The 19,338-nt window shown below is 38.7% G+C and carries 20 protein-coding genes; 8 read left to right on the top strand and 12 right to left on the bottom strand.

What is annotated here, in order from left to right:
- Positions 1-561, bottom strand: a complete 561-nt coding sequence (locus Q0X77_RS13010; RefSeq protein WP_297798048.1) for an ATP-binding protein — start codon at positions 559-561, stop codon at positions 1-3.
- A gap of 87 nt (positions 562-648) precedes the next feature.
- Between Q0X77_RS13010 and Q0X77_RS13005 the strand changes: the two genes are divergently transcribed.
- The 4 genes from Q0X77_RS13005 (at position 649) to Q0X77_RS12990 (ending at position 3,391) form a co-directional block, all read left to right on the top strand.
- The gene (locus Q0X77_RS13005; RefSeq protein ID WP_297798046.1) at positions 649-936 is read left to right on the top strand and encodes a DUF493 family protein; all 288 of its coding nucleotides are present in this window, start codon (positions 649-651) and stop codon (positions 934-936) included.
- 86 nt (positions 937-1,022) lie between these two features.
- Positions 1,023-1,676, top strand: a complete 654-nt coding sequence (locus Q0X77_RS13000; RefSeq protein ID WP_297798044.1) for a DUF4290 domain-containing protein — start codon at positions 1,023-1,025, stop codon at positions 1,674-1,676.
- A gap of 15 nt (positions 1,677-1,691) precedes the next feature.
- On the top strand, positions 1,692-2,999 hold the full coding sequence (gene murA, locus Q0X77_RS12995) for a UDP-N-acetylglucosamine 1-carboxyvinyltransferase (protein ID WP_297798042.1): 1,308 nt from the start codon (positions 1,692-1,694) through the stop codon (positions 2,997-2,999).
- Between the two features lie 65 nt (positions 3,000-3,064).
- On the top strand, positions 3,065-3,391 hold the full coding sequence (locus Q0X77_RS12990) for a GNAT family N-acetyltransferase (protein WP_297798040.1): 327 nt from the start codon (positions 3,065-3,067) through the stop codon (positions 3,389-3,391).
- A 57-nt stretch (positions 3,392-3,448) separates the two neighbouring features.
- On the opposite strand, the gene Q0X77_RS12985 is transcribed toward Q0X77_RS12990, so the two are convergent.
- From Q0X77_RS12985 to Q0X77_RS12950, 8 genes are all read right to left on the bottom strand, one after another.
- Positions 3,449-4,450: a pirin family protein gene (locus Q0X77_RS12985; RefSeq protein WP_297798038.1), complete on the bottom strand. Its 1,002-nt coding sequence runs from the start codon at positions 4,448-4,450 to the stop codon at positions 3,449-3,451.
- Between the two features lie 72 nt (positions 4,451-4,522).
- Positions 4,523-4,969 (bottom strand): VOC family protein, encoded by a 447-nt coding sequence (locus Q0X77_RS12980; RefSeq protein ID WP_297798036.1) that lies wholly within the window; start codon positions 4,967-4,969, stop codon positions 4,523-4,525.
- 42 nt (positions 4,970-5,011) lie between these two features.
- Positions 5,012-5,932, bottom strand: coding sequence for a DUF5050 domain-containing protein (locus Q0X77_RS12975; RefSeq protein ID WP_297798034.1), 921 nt, complete (start codon positions 5,930-5,932; stop codon positions 5,012-5,014).
- 71 nt (positions 5,933-6,003) lie between these two features.
- Positions 6,004-6,435, bottom strand: a complete 432-nt coding sequence (locus Q0X77_RS12970) for a (4Fe-4S)-binding protein (RefSeq protein ID WP_297798032.1) — start codon at positions 6,433-6,435, stop codon at positions 6,004-6,006.
- A gap of 11 nt (positions 6,436-6,446) precedes the next feature.
- A complete protein-coding gene (locus tag Q0X77_RS12965; RefSeq protein ID WP_297798030.1) occupies positions 6,447-7,877 on the bottom strand; it encodes an amidohydrolase in 1,431 nt (476 codons plus the stop codon).
- A 117-nt stretch (positions 7,878-7,994) separates the two neighbouring features.
- Entirely contained in the window at positions 7,995-9,305 is a 1,311-nt protein-coding gene (locus Q0X77_RS12960) for a deoxyribodipyrimidine photo-lyase (RefSeq protein WP_297798028.1), read from the bottom strand.
- Positions 9,306-9,998, bottom strand: a complete 693-nt coding sequence (locus Q0X77_RS12955; protein WP_297798025.1) for an SDR family oxidoreductase — start codon at positions 9,996-9,998, stop codon at positions 9,306-9,308.
- A 2-nt stretch (positions 9,999-10,000) separates the two neighbouring features.
- Positions 10,001-10,498 (bottom strand): SRPBCC family protein, encoded by a 498-nt coding sequence (locus Q0X77_RS12950; RefSeq protein WP_297798023.1) that lies wholly within the window; start codon positions 10,496-10,498, stop codon positions 10,001-10,003.
- 197 nt (positions 10,499-10,695) lie between these two features.
- On the opposite strand from Q0X77_RS12950, the gene Q0X77_RS12945 reads away from it, so the two are divergent.
- Positions 10,696-11,865, top strand: a complete 1,170-nt coding sequence (locus tag Q0X77_RS12945) for a T9SS C-terminal target domain-containing protein (RefSeq protein ID WP_297798021.1) — start codon at positions 10,696-10,698, stop codon at positions 11,863-11,865.
- A gap of 89 nt (positions 11,866-11,954) precedes the next feature.
- Positions 11,955-12,797 (top strand): DUF2911 domain-containing protein, encoded by an 843-nt coding sequence (locus Q0X77_RS12940; RefSeq protein WP_297798019.1) that lies wholly within the window; start codon positions 11,955-11,957, stop codon positions 12,795-12,797.
- Between the two features lie 108 nt (positions 12,798-12,905).
- Here the strand turns inward: Q0X77_RS12940 and Q0X77_RS12935 are convergent, their stop codons facing one another.
- Both Q0X77_RS12935 and Q0X77_RS12930 read right to left on the bottom strand, forming a co-directional pair.
- On the bottom strand, positions 12,906-14,612 hold the full coding sequence (locus tag Q0X77_RS12935) for a sodium:solute symporter (RefSeq protein ID WP_297798017.1): 1,707 nt from the start codon (positions 14,610-14,612) through the stop codon (positions 12,906-12,908).
- 102 nt (positions 14,613-14,714) lie between these two features.
- The gene (locus tag Q0X77_RS12930) at positions 14,715-17,249 is read right to left on the bottom strand and encodes a PIG-L family deacetylase (RefSeq protein WP_297798015.1); all 2,535 of its coding nucleotides are present in this window, start codon (positions 17,247-17,249) and stop codon (positions 14,715-14,717) included.
- Between the two features lie 83 nt (positions 17,250-17,332).
- On the opposite strand from Q0X77_RS12930, the gene Q0X77_RS12925 reads away from it, so the two are divergent.
- Both Q0X77_RS12925 and Q0X77_RS12920 read left to right on the top strand, forming a co-directional pair.
- Entirely contained in the window at positions 17,333-17,461 is a 129-nt protein-coding gene (locus Q0X77_RS12925; protein ID WP_297798013.1) for a hypothetical protein, read from the top strand.
- A 152-nt stretch (positions 17,462-17,613) separates the two neighbouring features.
- A complete protein-coding gene (locus Q0X77_RS12920; protein WP_297798011.1) occupies positions 17,614-18,282 on the top strand; it encodes a potassium channel family protein in 669 nt (222 codons plus the stop codon).
- 17 nt (positions 18,283-18,299) lie between these two features.
- Here Q0X77_RS12920 and Q0X77_RS12915 read toward each other — a convergent pair whose 3' ends face one another.
- A complete protein-coding gene (locus tag Q0X77_RS12915) occupies positions 18,300-19,256 on the bottom strand; it encodes an ROK family protein (RefSeq protein ID WP_297798009.1) in 957 nt (318 codons plus the stop codon).
- Between the last annotated feature and the right edge of the window lie 82 nt (positions 19,257-19,338).

Raw genomic sequence — 19,338 nt, 5'->3', positions numbered from 1 at the left:
TCATTCATTCACCGCATTTAAGATAATAGAAATTCGTTCGGCAACCGTGCCGTTAGGAACAAGTATGGGATCATAATTATATCTCTCATAGGTTTGCTTCAGGTGGTCAAATATTTCTATGGCTTCTTCAAAACTCTCCAGTCTTTCATTATCGGAAACATATATTTCTTTCCAGGGAGGGAGAATAATAACCTTATCATACCTGTTGTCCTCACAAACCGCTTCAAATTCCTGATCATAACTTTGATTGAAATAGTCCATATAAGCCAATACATCAGGAATACCGCGATCAAAAAATATAATAGGTTCCTTAATATTAACAGACTTATTGTATTGTGCCATCCTTTCGCTAAGAATCTTTTTGTTGAAAGCAAATGGATCTGGCACGAAGGCGAGCGGATTTGAAACCAATGACCCGGGGTTACCATTTTTTTTGGCTTCAAGGGTCATGTCGCGAATAATCTCATGAAAACAATTATAGCCTATTGTTTCGAGTTCTTTAATGATGACCGTTTTACCCGTGCTCGGGCCTCCCGTTATAACTACTTTTTTAGATTTCAAGAACTGGGTTTTACACTCACAAAAGTAATCAATGCTGCCAAGCATAAAAAATTGATTCCGAAGCTTTATATTTGTAAAAATTTTAGAATGGACACCGAAAAATCTGATGATTTTTATTCGAGACTCAAAGAAGAGTTACTCAAAAGTAATAGTTGGCCAGCGGATTATCTTTATAAGTTTATTGTTCCTACCGATCTCAAGAAAATTAATCAAATTCAACAAATATTTGATAATACGGGTGCTGTTATAGAATCGAAAAAATCGAGCAAGGGGAAATACACAAGTCTTTCCGTTATGGTGAATCTTGCAAATCCTGATGCGGTTATTGAAAAATATAAAGAAGTTGGCCTAATTGAAGGTGTAATATCGCTATAAAGTGGTATAACTGGGATAATTTTCCTAATTTGCAGGCGTTATAGAAATACTTCCTTTCAAATATTTAATCAGAATTATACAGTAATTTGAATCCAGTAGAAAACTTAGAGTACAATACTGAGCGCGAAAAGCTCATTATTCCAGAATACGGACGCCATTTTCAGAAAATGGTGGATCACGCCGTTTCCATTAAAGATGATGCCGAAAGAAATAAAGTGGCCAAAGCCATTATTAGTGTTATGGGAAATCTTCAACCACATTTGAGGGATGTCCCTGATTTTCAGCATAAACTTTGGGATCAATTGTTTATTATGTCCGATTTTAAATTGGATGTCGAATCTCCTTTTCCTATTACATCAAAGGAAATGCTTCAAGCAAGGCCTGATCCGTTGGAATACCCTCAAAATCATCCGAAGTATCGCTTTTATGGTAATAATATTAAACGAATGATAGATGTAGCTATTGGCTGGGATGAAGGTGATAAGCGTGCCGGCTTAGAATATGCCATAGCTAATCATATGAAAAAATGTTACCTCAATTGGAACAAAGATACTGTTGAGGATAAAGCAATATTTAAACATCTTTATGAACTTAGTGATGGCAAAATAGACTTAGCGGTTGATGGTGTCAACCTTACTGATAGCGGACAGTTTCTTAAAAGTCGGACCTCAAAATCCAATAGGTCAGGTACGGGCAAAAAACATCAGAGAAGTTCGAACAGAGGTAAAAAACGGTATTAAATATTTCTTCCTTAGATGGGAACATTCAAAATTGAGGGCGGTCACAAACTTCATGGGGAAATTACCCCTCAAGGCGCCAAAAATGAAGCTTTACAAATACTTTGTGCAGTATTACTTACTCCGGAAGAAGTAATTATACATAATATTCCGGATATCCTGGACGTAAACAAACTCATTTCATTACTTAGAGACTTAGGTGTAAAAATCAGGAAGAAAGGAAAAGGTTCCTATGCCTTTAAAGCGGATGAAATTGACTTATCTTATCTGCAATCTGAACAATTTAAATCAGATGGAAGGGGATTAAGAGGTTCCATTATGCTCGTAGGGCCACTTTTAGGCCGATATGGCATGGGATACATTCCAAAACCCGGAGGGGATAAAATTGGTCGACGCAGGCTTGACACCCATTTTGAGGGTTTTATTAAACTAGGGGCAAGTTTCCGGTATAACAAAGAGGAACACTTTTACGGGGTTGAAGCTAAAAAATTAAAGGGCACTTATATGCTTTTGGATGAGGCTTCTGTCACAGGTACTGCTAACATTATAATGGCCGCAGTTATGGCCGAAGGTAAGACTACCATATATAACGCGGCCTGCGAACCTTATTTGCAGCAATTGTGCAAGATGCTAAACCGAATGGGGGCAAAGATCTCAGGGATAGGATCTAATTTGTTAGTTATAGATGGTGTTACAGGGTTAAAAGGAACAGAGCATACCATGCTACCAGATATGATTGAAATTGGTAGTTGGATTGGATTGGCTGCGATGACCAAAAGTGAATTAACTATTAAGAATGTTAGCTGGGACGACCTGGGCCAGATTCCAACAGTTTTCAGAAAACTTGGAATTTCCCTGGAACGAAGAGGAGATGATATTTACATTCCGGAACACACAGAGGGTTATAAAATTCACAACTATATTGATGGTTCTATATTAACTATCTCAGATGCTCCATGGCCGGGACTTACTCCGGATCTTCTAAGTATTATTCTGGTTATTTCCACACAGGCAAGGGGTGAGGTGCTCGTCCATCAAAAAATGTTTGAAAGTCGTCTGTTCTTTGTAGATAAATTGATAGATATGGGAGCTAAAATTATTCTTTGTGATCCGCATAGAGCGACTGTAATCGGGCATGACTTTAAATCAACTTTAAAGGCTACAACAATGGTTTCCCCTGATATCAGGGCAGGAGTTTCTCTTTTAATTGCCGCTTTAGGAGCTAAGGGCACATCAATCATACATAATATAGAGCAGATAGACCGGGGGTATGAAGATATTGATAATCGTCTTAGAGCTATTGGTGCCAAAATTGAAAGGATTTAACGAAAACATTTTGTCAGCACATTTGCCCATTTATAGGGGACAAGTCGCTAAAACTTAGTAATTGAATGAAAAATCAAGATTGGCAATCACTACCACTTATAAACAATGATTCCGCTGCCAAGAAACGATTCGAATTACATATAGAAGGTGAAATAGCTTTTATAGAATATATCCAGGCAAAGAATTCGATAATTTACTTAACGCATACCGAAGTTCCTAAAACTTTGGAAGGAAGGGGCCTTGGAGCAACAATTGTCTCGAAAACACTTCATTATATTAACGAAAAGGGTTTTAAAATGGCGCCCTTATGTCCTTTTGTGGCGGCATATCTGAAAAGACATCCTAAGGAAGCAGATGGTATTCTTGCTCCCGGTTATTCCATTGGGTTGTAAAGGCAATTTCAGAAGTAAAGGCAAAGCGTTACAAAAGCTGGTAAAATTAGTAATCAATTAGTCTTTTACGACAACTTTCCCATCTGGATATTTCGCAAACCGGCCTTTTTCTCTCGGGTGCACATTATCTGCATGTGGCCAGGGCCAACCACCAAATTGGGTAAGCCGGTATTCCTCCATAGCCTTTTGAATTTCCTGCTGAGTATTCATTACAAATGGTCCGTATTTTGCAACTGGTTCATTTATAGGTTTTCCCTGCAATAGTAAAAAGTGTGATTTCTGATCGCCATTTATCAAAACTACTTCCTCATCTGAGCTTAGTTGCACACCATGATCTGGTTTGACCACCATTTCGCCAATTTTTACCTCGCTACCTTCATAATAATATAGGGTACGATTTAATTCTGCAGAAGCCGGGGGTAAATGAAATGTTTCATTCTCATCCATATGGATATTCCAAATAGCCACTTCATTATCGGGATTAGCCGCCCATGAATTAGGTGTTGAATCAGGGGCATGGGTGTTATTATAGCTTCCTGCAATGACTTTTATGGTGGTATTGTTATCCTTAACAATCGGGATATCTTCATGCCATAACATCTTAAAATGGGGGTCGACAAATTTGTCAGCCTTTGGTAAATTGATCCATATTTGAAATAATTCCAAAGGATTATCCTTATCTGTATTCAGCAATGGGAACATTTCAGAATGTTGCACACCTCGGCCAGCGGTCATCCATTGTACATCGCCTTGCCCAAATCTGCCAGCAGCGCCTAAAGAATCCGAATGATCACAAAATCCTTTATTTACGATAGTAACCGTTTCAAATCCCCTGTGTGGATGATAAGGAAATCCTGGTATTGTTTGACCGTGGTACATTCTCCAACCATCCTTAATAATAAAGTCGTTACCAAGGTTTCTTCCTTCTAAAGATACGGCCGGTTCCATAGCATTATTACCCTTCGGATAATGATCTAAGTGATAAACACAGAATAAAAATGGATCCTGTGTTTCCCATGGAAAACCTAAAGGGAAAACTCGCTGAACGGGATTACTCATAGAATCAAATTTAGGTGTTAATGTGTTTCTCAGTAAAGCTGATGAATTAAATCGTGAAAAATGGATTGTTATTTATTCATGGGTTGCGGTATTAATTTCAACCCAATTATCTTCCGGATCTTTGATATAAATCTGCCGTACTCCGTCTGCCCGATCCGTAACAGCATTCTTCTTTCCAGGCCAATCCCAGTAGGGAATATTTTTTTCTTCCAGATACGAGATGAGGCCATCCAAATTTTGAGTAGCGAGGCACAGATGAACACTCTTATTATTTTGTCGAATTACGGAATCCTTACCAATTAAATGAAGTTGGGAATTACCATGAATACTGAACCATCGGAACCCCTTAGATGCTGAAGGATGTGGAATTTCTTTTAATTTAAGGATGTCAGCATAGAAATCACCGGTTTTTTTGAGATCCGTAACGACAAAGGAGTAGTGGTCGTAACGAAAATCAAAATCCTGGGAAAATGAGCAGGAAATAAAGCCTATATAACAAAAGAAAATCAGTTTTTTCATGGGAAAATATTTAAGGTTTTTATGTGTGGCAATATGTAAATTCTATTCGTTGTCATAAGATACAAAAGCAAAATGTTTGCTATCTGGTGACCATGAAGGGACATTAATAGTACCCTGTCCACCAATAAACATACATAGACTCTTAATTTCTTTAGTTTTTAAATCATAAAGACGCAGGGAAACAGCCTTCATGGCAGGATGTTGGTCCCCCTGATCCTCGTGATAGGATATGAAAACAAAATAGTTACCATCGGGTGAAGGGTGGGCAAACCAATTTGAGTACCTGTCATTGGTCAATTGCTCTTTTTCACTACCATCTGACTTCATTCGCCAAATCTCCATTTTGCCCGACTTCATTGAATTGTAATAAATGTATCTGCCATCCGGGGAGTATTCCGGACCGTCATCCAAACCAGGACTAGTGGTCAGGCGTTCCTCTTTGCCTCCGTCAATAGAAATTCGATAGATGTCAAAATTATCATTTCTACGTGCCGTATATACTACCGCATTACTCTCCGGTGCCCAACCATGCCAATATGAAGGATATTCGGATGTCACAAGTTTTGGCTTTCCTCCTTCAATTGGGACGGTATATATCCTTGAACTTCCGTATGGAGCATCTGTTATGGGATCATTGTTGCTAATAGCCAGGAGCTTGCCGTCGGGAGAAATTCCATGATCGTTGTTGCATCTAACGGCCTCACCTGTTTTTAGCTGGCTTTTAGTACTTCCATCAGCCTTTATTTTAAATAAAAGACCATCCTGGTTAATTATTAAATAAGAACCATCCAGGCTCCAATTTGGGGCCTCAAAATGACCCTTTTCTTCATAAATTACCTCCCTATCATTGCTTTCTATGGAATAAACTTCCAGCCTTGAGGTAAGTTGAGAAGACTGTCCAAAATTTTGTGCCGGACCCATAACAAACAGAATTACAAGGATTTTATTAAAAATTGAACTCATAATAATCAGAATTAGTTAATAATATGACTTTCAATTCCATATACCTCCATTATAATTGTGTAACAATTATTTTAACCTACGAAGTTTATTTTCTTATGTGCTCCATCACAATAAGGCTTCTTGTCCGATGCACCGCATCGGCATAAGGCCGTTACCCCGCTTTTATTTTCTGACTTACCACTGGCATCCTTTACTTCTAAAGCTCCATGAACCAAAAGTGGTCCATTAGCCATTACTTCTACACTTGTTTTATCTGACATATCTACTAAATTTTCTGTTTCTCCTTTTAAATAATACGTTAGTGCCCCAGAAGGACACTTATCTATTTGCGATTTTAGTTCATTGATAGAGGCATTTTTTGGTTCTATCCACGGTTTCTTGTTAGGATCATAAACTTTCGGCAATGTATTTACACATATTGCCGAATGTATGCACTTCTTTGGCTTCCAAACTACGGTGAGGTCACCATTAGAATATTCTTTTATTATTTCTCTTTCTGACATACGTTATAGGTTTATTTGTTATCACCAACTGGTGGCGGTCCCGGAGGTATATTGGCCTCATAGACTTCTTCACCCTTCCGTTCTTTGTATTCTGCTTTCACTTTTTCGATCAACTTCGGATCTTCGAAAAGATCTGTAGCCGTCATTCCGAGTGCTTTGGCCGCATAGGTCATTCCTTTATGACCAATACTCATACCGCCGCAAGCCACAACGGCCCAGGAATGCCAGGGGGTATCTTTTGGTGCTACGGTAACACTTAAATTTATATTCGGAACATTCCAACTTACGTCCCCTACATCAGTTGATCCTCCCCCGGGATGTTCTTTGGTTTCTTTCAATGGACTTATTTTGGAATCCATCCCTATTTGAGGTTTTTGTGTAATCTCCTGAATTTTCTTACCGAAGGCTTGTTCCTCTTCAGTATAGGTGATATTACCTAAATATTCTAAATTCTTTTGCATGATCTCTTCACCTGATCTGTTTACCAATACTTCGTAAATTCCCGAAATAAGCGAGATTTTATAATCCACATTAGCCAATATTGCTGCACCTTCAGCCATCTTCTGAACTCTTTCGTATACTGGCATAACCCCACTTCGTTTAGTGTCCCTCACACGAACCCAAAGTTTGGAATAATCGGGCACCACATTTACTACTTGTCCGCCATCCTGGATATGGTAATGGATACGGACCGTAGGTTTAATGTGCTCTCTGTAGTAATTTATTCCTGTTGTATATAATTCCAGTGCATCAGATGCACTTCTGCCATTCCATGGATCAGCAGAGGCATGCGCAGCCTGACCAAAAAATTCAACTTTAAAATCGACAAGGGCAAGTGTACTTTGGGCATCGGCTTCCGTATTGTCAGCAGGATGCCAGCTTAGGTTTACATCTATATCATTCCATAAGCCATCACGCACCATCCATACCTTCCCAAAAAACTTTTCCTCAGCCGGGGTACCAAAAAATTTAATAGTGCCTTTTATTTTGCCCTGTTCAATCAGCTCTTTAACTGCCACCGCAGCTCCAAGACTGGCTGTTCCAAAAAGATTATGACCGCAGCCATGTCCGGCAGCTCCTTCATTCAAGGCTTCCTTTGTGGGTTGAGCTTTTTGAGAAATTCCTGGCAGGGCATCAAATTCCCCTAAGATACTTATTACAGGTTTTCCCGATCCATAAGTTGCAATAAAAGCAGTTGGCATTCCGGAAACCCCGCGTTCAACCTGAAAACCATTTTTTTCTGCATAGCGGGCTAATATTGCTGAAGACCTATTTTCATTGAAGGCTGTTTCTGCAAGAGCCCATACAGAATCACTTATTGCTATTAGTTCTGCATTGTGTTTTTCAATTGATTGGATAATCGCCGTTTTGTTTTTACTTATTTTTTGAGCCGATACAAGAGAGCTCAAAACAAGTAATGTTCCAAAGAATAATATTCTCATATATTTTAAATGTTATAAGTGTTGGTAATCAATTCACTAAAAATACATCTTTTTACTGTGTATTGTATTCTACATTACCAAAATATAAAACATTATCGAAGGGATGATTATTAAGAATTAGTTTAGGGCCTCTTTATAGACTTTGAGACAGCGTTCCCGAGCCGATTTATGATCTACCATCATAGGAGGATAACTTAATTCCTGAAGCTCCGGAACCCATTTGTTAATATAATCTTTTTGTTTGTCAAACTTAGCTACCTGGGTTATGGGGTTAAAGATCCTGAAATAAGGTGCAGCATCTACGCCACTCCCTGCTGCCCATTGCCAATTACCAATATTACTGCTAAGTTCGAAATCCAATAATTTTAAAGCAAAATAGGCCTCTCCCCATCGCCAATCTATTAAAAGGTGTTTACAAAGGAAACTTGCTACCAGCATTCGCACCCGGTTATGCATAAAACCTGTAGCATTCAATTCCCGCATACCGGCATCAACCAAGGGGTATCCGGTCTCCCCATTTTTCCATTTTTCAAATTCCTTTTCGTTGTTTCGCCATGGAATCCTGTCGTATTTTGGTTTAAAAGCTTTATGTACCGTATGCGGAAAGTGCCATAGGATTTGCATGAAGAATTCTCGCCAAATCAGTTCATTTAAAAAAGTTTCATTCTCAGCATTAAGCGATTTGCGTACTATCTGTCGAATAGAAACGGTTCCAAATCTTAAATGAGGGCCCAATTTCGAAGTTCCTTGATCTATAGCCGGAAAGTTTCTGGTTTTCTCATATGAATTCAGCAAAGAAGGGGAAACTTCAGGTGCCGGCACCACAATATCCGATCTGATAAACCCCATATCTTTTAAAGATACGTCAGGCCAGTTAGTCTGCTTAATGCATTGGTTTAAATAGGACGTTGAGTCATATTCCATGACTGGCTGATCACTATGAAATTTTTGTTTCCACTTCCGCATATAAGGTGTATACACTACGTACGGTGTGCCATCGTCTTTAACAATTTCATTCTTTTCAAAGATCACCTGATCTTTAAAAGATTTGAATTCTATATTTCTTAAATTCAATTCATCCCTGATTTCATCATCTCTTGTTTGGGCATAGGGCTCATAATCTGTATTGCAGTAAACAGCTTGTATATCAAATTGATTTAGAAGGGATCTAAAAGTATCCAGTGGCTTACCGTGATAAATAGCTATAGAACTTCCGTAATTTTCTTCCAGATTATTTTGCAATGCCTGCAAGGATTCGTAAATAAATGACACGCGGGCATCGTTTTTTGGTAGAGATTGTAAAATTTCTGTATCAAAAATAAAAATGGGTAATACAGGATGATCTGTTTTAAGTGCGTGGTAGAGTCCGGCATTGTCCTGCAGCCTTAGATCTCTTCGGAACCAAAAAATACTGACTTTTTTATTCATTTAGCTGATGTTGAGGGTAGACAAACCTCCGTCTACACCAATAACCTGTCCGGTTATCCAACCACTTCCCTCTCCAAGGAGAAAAACTGCGATATTGGCGATATCCTCGGCATTTCCGACTCGTTTGAGCGGATGTCGTTCTGCCATACTCTCCTTTTTTCTATCGTTATTTAGTAAACGACCTGCCAGAGGGGTATCAACAAGGGATGGTGCAATGACATTTACCCTGATTTTAGGTGCGTATTCGGCCGCAAGGGATTTCACGAAACCTTCTACAGCCCCTTTGGCTGCGGATACACTTGTATGAAATGGCATTCCAGTACCAACAGCTACCGTGCTGAAAAAAACCATACTTGAATTTTCTCCCATCCTGTTCATGATATCTTTTACTACCCTCGCCATACTAAAAAAATTGAGTTGCATATCTTCTTCGAAGGTCTCCATTGACAACATTTTGAAAGGCCTTAAATTTATACTTCCCGGACAATAGACGAATCCATGAAGTTCTGTTGGCAATTGTGAGGTATCCAAAGTATCTGATAAAGCGTCAAATGGAATGTGTTTTGCCTTCGTACCAATTAAACCTTCACCGCTTCTGGAAGCGACATAGAGATTATAACTTTCTTGTAGCTGTTTGACGATAGCCAAACCAATACCATAAGATCCACCGATTAATAAAATGTTTTTCTTCATTTTTAAATAGACTTTATATTCATTTCATTTTGGAGGCCATTCATTTTTCCAAAAATTTCTTCAAGTTTTTCTTCCCGGTAGGCGAAGATCTTTTCCAGTTGTTTTTTGACCAGGATAGGATGAAATAACTGACCCAAAATACCAAAAGGCAACTTATAGTCAATAACATCCTCCATTTCAACCCCTCCCTTAATAGGTCTTATAAAATGTTTATGGTGCCATAGGGCATAAGGGCCAAAACGTTGTTCATCAACAAAATATTCACCTTGTTTTACATGGGTAATTTCGGTAACCCATTTGGTTGTTATTCCGGCAAAGGGGGAGACTGTATATTGTATGATTTGGCCGGGAAACATCTCTTTTTCGGCTCCATTCAATATATGGAAACCCATATGGTCAGGAGTAATCACTTTGAGGTTCTCCGGGTTTGATAAAAAGGCCCACGCTTCGTCTTTTGTTACAGGTAAAAATTGTCTGGAACGGAGTTGAAATAGTTTCATTAATTTGTTTTCTACAAAGCTAGCAGCAATATTGTTTAATAAAAAATAAAATATGTTAAACAAATAGTAAAAATATCTTTTTTTAACGTGTTTTAGTTTTTGTTTTATCCTGTCATACACTGGGGCTCAGAACCAATTAATCGAGTATTATGGGATGTAATTCGGGATTTTTGTAAATTCCTGCAATTATAACTGTAATGATATCCAGGTTAGTTTTTTTAATTTTTATTATACAGGTGGGTTTTATAAATGCCCAGCTTACCTCTGAACTTATAGGGACATTGCCCGATGAGGTGCTGGAATCTTCCGGTCTTATTTTTTATAATGGCAAACTCATAACTCATAATGATTCCGGAAATTCTACAAAATTGTATGAAATAGATCCTTTAAACTTACAGATATTGAGAATTATTGATGTTACCGATGCCATCAATACAGATTGGGAAGATTTGGCACAAGACGATGACTATATTTATATTGGAGATTTTGGTAATAATACCGGTAATAGAGAAGATCTTTCCATTTACAGAATCTCAAAATCTGACTACGATGTTTCAAATGTATTAAGTGCCGAAAGAATAGACTTTTCATATGAAGATCAAACGGATTTTTCAGGCACTCAGAATTCTGACTGGGATGCGGAAGCATTGGTTGACTTTGGGGATCAGCTACTCATTTTTACAAAACAATGGGTAACAAATGGAACCGTTGCATATGCTATTCCCAAAACGCCGGGAGAGTATACCGCAAAAAATCTGGGATTTTATGATGTGAATGGCCTGATTTCCGGTGCAGTGCATAATAAATTTTCAAATGTCCTTATGCTTTTGGGGTATTCCTCTCAATTACAGCCTTTTATCCTTCGCATAGATGAGCTTTCTTCAGATTTTACATTTAATGGTACCGAAACAAAGTCAAGTTTGGGAATAGCTTTTTCACAGGTAGAAGGAATTACTTTTTCAGATGCAAATACGTATTTTATTTCGTCAGAGCGATTTCAATTTCCTAATCCCCCCATAACCCTGAATGCTGAAATATTTACTTTCAAAACAAGCGATGAACCTTTTGGCAGAGAAAACACTGAAGAGGATCCTGCACCTATTGATACGATCAACCCGGAAAAAAAGAAGGACGAATTGATTATTTACAAACAGTTTGGTTCTTACCAACTGCAATACGATCTTAATTCAGATGCACCAATTTTTGGCAGAGCTATTTTTGACATAACCGGTAAGCGCGTAAGACATACGCATGGTGAACGTATTGAAAATAACACTATAGATCTGGCGGGTTTGGATAGTAATGTATATTACCTAACTTTTTATCTTCAAGGGTCCACAATAGCCAAACCATTTATATTGGACTAGCTATCTTGCAAGCTATTATTTAAGGATTTGTTAACAAGGTGGATACAGCATAAGTTTTAGTTTTGTTACAACTAAAAACTTAAGCAATTATGAAAAGACTTACCTTATTAATCTGTGTCGTACTGGGATCTATTTCCATGAACGGGCAGATATCGACACCCGCACCCAGCCCGGCTGCAAAAATTATGCAAACGGTTGGATTAACAGATGTAACTGTTGAGTATTCACGACCCTCCATGCGCGGAAGAACTATTTTTGGGGATCTCGTTCCATATGATAAATTATGGAGAACCGGGGCGAACAAAAATTCCATGGTAACTTTTAGTGATGACATCACTATTGCCGGTCAGGTACTCAAAGCAGGTTCTTATGCAGTATTCACAAAACCCGGACAAACTTCCTGGGAAGTAATTTTCTATTCTGATACCAACAACTGGGGAACTCCTCAAGATTGGGATGATTCAAAAGTAGCGGCAAAGACAAATATTGAGGTATATACTATGCCGATGGATGTAGAGTCTTTTACTATGAGTATTGATCAATTACATAACGATGGAGCTACCCTCGGCATTCTTTGGGCAAACGTCTATATTGGTGTGCCTTTTGAAGTACCTACTTCGGAAAAGGCCGTAAAGAGTATTGAAAGTGTTATGAATGGACCTTCAGCCAATGATTATTTTGCGGCGGCTTCTTATTACCATGAAGAAGGAAAAGACCTGTCCAAAGCTAAGGAATGGATTGATAAAGCGGTATCAATGAACGACAAGGCATTTTGGATGATGAGAAGACAATCTCTTATTTATGCCCAAATGGGCGACACCAAAGGTGCGATCGAAGCAGCCAAGAAATCTATGGCTGCGGCGGAGGCAGCAGGTAATGCGGATTATGTAAAAATGAACAAAGACTCGCTTAAAGAGTGGGGTGCTTTATAATATCCCAGATTATATTAATCTGAAAACCCGGCCAGTACTGGCCGGGTTTTATGTTTTATGCGGGAACAATTAGTATTAATTCATTGTATCCACTGCTTTAAGAATTTATTAAGTCTTAATTGGGGGGTTCTTATGTAGCCTGTCAAATGATTCGAACAAGACGGCCAACACAATAACAAATAGGCAACCGAATGCATTTAACCACAAATACCCCATCCAATCCAGATACCAAACGAGTATTACCACAACCTGGGTGATAATAGCCGCGATAAAAACAGCATTTCCTTTTACAAAACGCAAAAAGAAGGCCAGTAAGAACATGCCCAAAATATTACCATAAAAAATGGAGCCAATTATATTTACAAGTTGAATTAGATTGTCAAAAAGGTTAGCCACACATGCGATTACAATAGCTATGATTCCCCAAACCAGTGTAAAAAATTTGGAAACTTTCACATAGTGCTCAGGAGCAAATTCCTCTTTTTTATTCCTCTTATAAAGATCCAGGGCAGTAATGGTGCCAAGGGCGTTTAATTCTGAGGCTGTCGAGGACATGGCTGCAGACAGAATCACAGCCAGTAATAATCCTACTAAACCTTTTGGAAGATAATTAAGGATAAAATGAATAAATACATAATCCTTATCATTGGTTTCAACAACATCATCAGCCTTTTGTATCATAGCCTTGGCCGCTTCTCGGTTGTTTTTTTCCATATCAATAATAAGGCGCATCTCTTTTTTGGCTTCATCGGTAGCAACCGGATCATTTGAATCCAAAGCAACAGAAAACTGTTCCTGAGCTATCTTTTTTTCAATTTCTAAATTTTTATGACTTTCTTCTAATGCTTTGTAATCATCTGCGTAGGAAGTTTGCATTATTGCGTTAGTCGCAGCGGGATTAAAATTTAAAGGAGATGGATTGTATTGGTAGAATACAAAAACCATAACACCAACAAGAAGGATAAAAAATTGCATTGGAACCTTAAAGATGCCATTGAAGATGAGACCTAGTTGGCTTTCACGGATGGATTTGCCTGAAAGATAGCGCTGGACCTGACTCTGATCTGTACCAAAGTACGCCAGGGCAAGAAACATGCCTCCGGTTATTCCACTCCAGAATGTATATCTGCTGCGTGGATCAATACTGAAGTCTAAAATATTTAATTTGTCACTCGCACCTGCTATTTTGAGGGCTTTGGTAAATGTAATGTCTGCAGGCAAAAAACCCAGAATAAAAAAGAAAGCAATAAACATTCCGGTCATGATCACAAACATTTGCTGCTTTTGGGTAACACTTACGGCGTTTGTACCACCTGAGACGGTATAAATAATTACCAGGGAGCCTATAATAATATTGAGGGTTTTTAAATCCCAGCCTAAGACTGCCGACAGGATAATAGAAGGTGCAAAGATGGTAATTCCGGCTGCCAGTCCCCGTTGTATCAGGAATAGAATTGCCGCCAAAGTTCGGGTTTTGAGGTCGAATCTTCTTTCCAGAAATTCGTAGGCAGTATATACCTTAAGTTTATGATATAGAGGAATAAATACAATACATATAATTATCATGGCCAATGGAAGGCCAAAGTAGAATTGTACAAATCCCATTCCATCGTGAAAAGCCTGTCCGGGGGTAGATAGAAACGTAATCGCACTTGCTTGCGTAGCCATTACAGAAAGGCCAATCGTCCACCATTTAGCCTTATTTCCTCCAAGGACATAATCAGTTACATTTTTGTTCTCTTTGGTTTTCCAGACCCCATAAACCACAATAAACAATAGGGTTCCCCCAAGTATAACCCAATCCAGGTTCCCCATTTTAACTGTATATGATCATTATAAAATAGAAAATAAGAATGTAAATAGTATTGAGAACCAATACTAATGTATACTCTTTCTTCCAGTTAAGTTTTTCCGGTATCATTTACCTTTGATATCTGTACTGTTATCCATTTGTTCTTTGCCTAAAGATAAAATATTTGCAAATAGTTTATAGGCCCCCGGAACCCCGGCAGGTAGTTCCCTGAAAAAACTAATCCCGGTATAGATATAATTTCCTTTGCCATAGGGTGTTACCAAAAGTGCTCCATCCGTTGGTGATTCTCCTTCGTCGTTCATTTGAAGGATGGGGGTAAATTTCGGATCCCACTCACCCGGAAAATAAAGCCCTCTTTCCTGAACCCAGCCTTTAAAATCGGAATTTGTAATTGTATTTGGAAAATTTATAACAGCATGATCACTTGCAATAATCTTTACGTCAGAGTCCTCATTGGTAATCCGGTCTCTCGATAATTTAAGGGGGTAGGGGGCCAGATCGTTAAATGATTTGTCCCTGCGGCCCGCAGTGTTATATTGTATGATCAGGTTGCCACCTTGTTTGGCATATTCTAGTAAGTAGCGTTGTTTAAACTTAAGTTCTTCAATCACATTATAGGCCCTAATTCCGGTGACAACAGCATCATATTTATCGAGACTGCCGGCTTCTATTTCTTTGGGATCAATCAGATGTACGGTATATCCTATTTGCTCCAGGCTTTCGGGGATATCATCTCCGGCACCCATTATATAACCAATATGATCTCCTACTTTTTCTATGTCTAAACGCACAACTTTCGCCTCCGAAGGAAGTAAAACCGTTTGGGTAGGAATATGGTCATAGGCAATCTCGATTAATTCTTTATCCAGTTCTTTCCCGTTAATTCGAATTAAGGGGGTTATATAACTGGCATTTTCGCCTGAAGGAGGGGTAAGCGTAAATTCAAGGGTTATTTCATCTCCTTTATTAGCAATTTCAAACTCTTTAATTTCCTGATCTACCTCCCAACCCTCACCATGGCAGAGCTCAACATTTCCTTTTATATCGTTTTTATGAGCTGAAATTGTTACCGGAACTTTTTTAGATTTTCCATCAGCAAAAATTAAAACCCTATCGCCAAACCGGGCGGTGACTTCGGGGATAATCTCAAAAGGCTGGTACAATTCACCTTTATCAGGTCTGGAAGATCTATGAATAATTGGCTTTTCCAGGGTTAGTAGGTAGCCGTTAAAGTCTAATTCAAATTTGGCAGTAAATGGAGGTTCTGTCTCGGGGCTTCCAATTAACTCCTGTTTATTCACTTCGTACATTCCAAGACTTCCCGTCTCGGCTAACCAATAAGGGCTCGTATAAGACTGATTGTTTGGAATTTTCAGATCAAGTACCAGCTTCTTTTTCTGATTATTAGCCAACAGGGTTCTATCCTGAGCATATCTTTTGGAACCCAGAGAAACTGAATTCAAGCTAACTGAAGTATTACTTCTGTTTAATACCTCAATATTAATTTTTACGGTATTGCCGGGATAGGAGTTAGGTAATTCAGCCGATGCCTCAAGATAAAGCCCGCAAACGGCAATGATAATATTCTGCAATTCTTTTAACTTGATATGTTTCCAATGGTCGTCGTCTATATCAACCAATAATTTATGTGCCTGCAATAATTCCGGAAGGTGTTTAGATGGATTTACAAAATCAAAATTATTTTCTATGTCATATAACAACTTCCCGATTGCTTCACCACCATTTATTCTGGACCAGCTTGTATCAATCCCTTCAAAGACATTGGTCTTGTCCTTCGGAAGATCCCCCGCCAACAGCTCTATATATTCATCCTGACTGCCTCTGACAGATAACCTTCCAAAACCCTGACACAAATGCTGACTGCTGGCAATTGAGGCAATCTCGTTGTTTGATAAACCTTTTAAAGGATAATAGACGCCAACATCAAGATTCATCAATTTAGATTTATCGGCCTTTTCAAAATTTTCCGGACTCCCATAGAACCACCAGGAAGTATTAAAGAAAAGCCTTTTGGGTTGCCATGGATCCACTTTATCCAATTGTTCAGGATAAGCATTTTTATTATTGACAAGATCAAAAGCTTCAACACTAAGGATAGCAGAAGAAGTGTGATGCCCATGAGTTGAACCCGGCGTTCTATGATCAAAACGATTCACAATTACGTCAGGCTTGAAATTCCTTAGCACCCAAACAACATCTCCAAGAACCACTTCTTTATCCCATATTTTCAATGTTTCATTTGGATGTTTGGAATACCCGAAATCATTTGCCCTCGTGAAAAATTGTTCCCCACCGTCAACTCCTCTAGCCGCCAACAACTCTTGCGTTCTTAAGACACCTAATAATTCTCTAAGTTCTGATCCTATAAGGTTTTGGCCTCCATCACCTCTAGTAATGGATAAATATCCGGTACGTGCTTTAACTTCGTTGGAGAGGTATGAAATTAGTCTTGTATTTTCATCATCAGGATGTGCTGCAATATATAGGGCTGAACCTAAAAAGTTCAATTTTTGCAAGGAATGATAAATATCTGAAGAAGTGTTTTTTTTTGGTACTTGGGTTAAAGCAGTTTGAAGACCAAAAATTAACCCTATACAGAGAACCAGAAAATAACGCATGTTTTTTTTATAAGATGGTGCTCAAATATAGAGATATTACAAGTGACGTTGCAATATTTAGAACTTCTTTAACACCTCTTTTAATGATCACCACCATCGTTCTGAATGAATTGAATTGTATGATCAATAATACCAGAGAACTGATTGTCACGACCGATGCAGAACAGAACACTATAAAAAGTCCTGGACAGGATACTGTTATTGATACATGAGTGAAGGCTAAATGAAGAAAAGATGAGGGGTGCGGATTATGATAGTTCTTTAGTTAGGAATAACCATAACCTGACTTTTTGTACCTTAGCCTTGACTTACTATTTTAAGTAATTTATAGAGGATTTTTGTTTAATTAGAAATTCCCGGGAGTGTGAATTGGCTGGATCAATTATATCAAAAAAGATTTGTATTATTTTTAATTACCCTGGCAGCGATTCTTTTCGGTAATCTTGTTTTTCCCGAGAAAATTTATGAAGATTATATCACACCTCTATTTTTTGTACTTAATGTCCTTACCGGGATCTTATTAGTTTCTCGAAGCATTGGAAAAAGGCGCATTTTTATTGGATTGTTAGTGGTACTTCTGCTAACTCATCTGACTGAGGCTTTGGAATTTACAACATTTCAAACCAGTGACTATATACGATTTGGTATACTCTTTCTGTTTTTCACATTGGTCACTAAAGAGATTATATCGCAGGTCTGGCAAAGCAACGATGTAGACCACATAGTTATATTAGGTGTGATGAGTGGTTATATATGTTTAGGATTGCTGGGATACTTTCTTTTCATGTCCATTGAGTTTATAGACCCCGGGTCATTTAAAGGAATAACTGATGGGGCGGTTTCAACGCAAGATAGAACAGATGTACTTTACTTTAGTTACATATCACTGCTTACCATAGGATATGGCGAAATTGTACCTATTTCAGACCTATCTAAAAGTGCCTCGGTATTGATTGGCTTATTGGGTCAGTTTTATTTAGTGATTATTACCGCCATTGTGGTGGGTAAGTTCGATCGTCAAAGGCCATCTTAGAAATAGAGATGAATATTCTAAAGGTGATCCTCCCAAATTAAGGCTGCGGCACCACAAATAGCCGCTGTCTTCCCTTTCATTCCCGAATACATAAGTTTCACTTTACCTTTATAGACTTCCAGGAGATAGTCATTAAAATATTTTTTTAGTGGTTCGGTTATCCATTTCCCACTTCCCATCAAACCACCAAGCAGGAAAAAAGCCTCGGGTTGGGAAAATGCCGTGAAATTAGCAAGGGCCCGCCCCAATATATCTGCGGTATAGTCAAAGGCTTTTATAGCTATTGGATCGCCTTCTTCGGCCGCTTGTGTAATATCTTCCCCGTGAAGGTCGCAGTAAGCTATTGAGCGAAACCTGCTTTCGTCCATATACTTGCTCATCATATAGAGGATAGTTCTCTTCAGGCCGGTAGCCGAAACATAAGCTTCCAGGCCGCCTCTAACGCCCAGTCCGGTTAACCTTCCGTCGCCCAGGGTCATATCCACATGCCCTAATTCCCCAGCGAAACCGTCATAACCGTCTATAAGATTTCCGTTAGCAACGATCCCTGCACCAAAACCTGTACCGAGAGTAACTACTATAAAGTCACTCATCCCCTTGGCATTACCAAATAACATTTCTCCCAATGCGGCTGCGCTGGCATCATTCATGATCTTCATAGGCACAGAAATTCGGCTCTTTAACTTCTGAAGTATGGGTACGGTTCCTTTCCAAATAAGGTTAGAGGCATGTTCTATGGTTCCATTCTTACTGGATGCGTTGGGTGCGCCTATTCCTACCCCCAGGACCTCAAATTCATTGGGGTTCTTTTCTAAAAGTTCCTTTATGACGCTGTATATCTTATCCACGAAATCGTCAATATCAGGGTACTCCCTGGTTCTGAAAAAGGTCTTTTCCAGGCATTCGCCCTCTTTGGTAACCAGCCCAATCTTGGTTTTGGTTCCTCCTATATCAATGCCAACTACGATATCCATTTGCTATAATTTTAATTAGAATAAGCAAGTCATTACTTTTTAGAGCCCATAAAATCTAAATTCCTAAGCGATCTCTTAGAAT

This window comes from uncultured Eudoraea sp. (genome assembly GCF_947258925.1).
In the GTDB taxonomy this organism is placed as follows: domain Bacteria; phylum Bacteroidota; class Bacteroidia; order Flavobacteriales; family Flavobacteriaceae; genus Eudoraea.
This window is presented reverse-complemented; position numbering and strand designations above follow the sequence as displayed.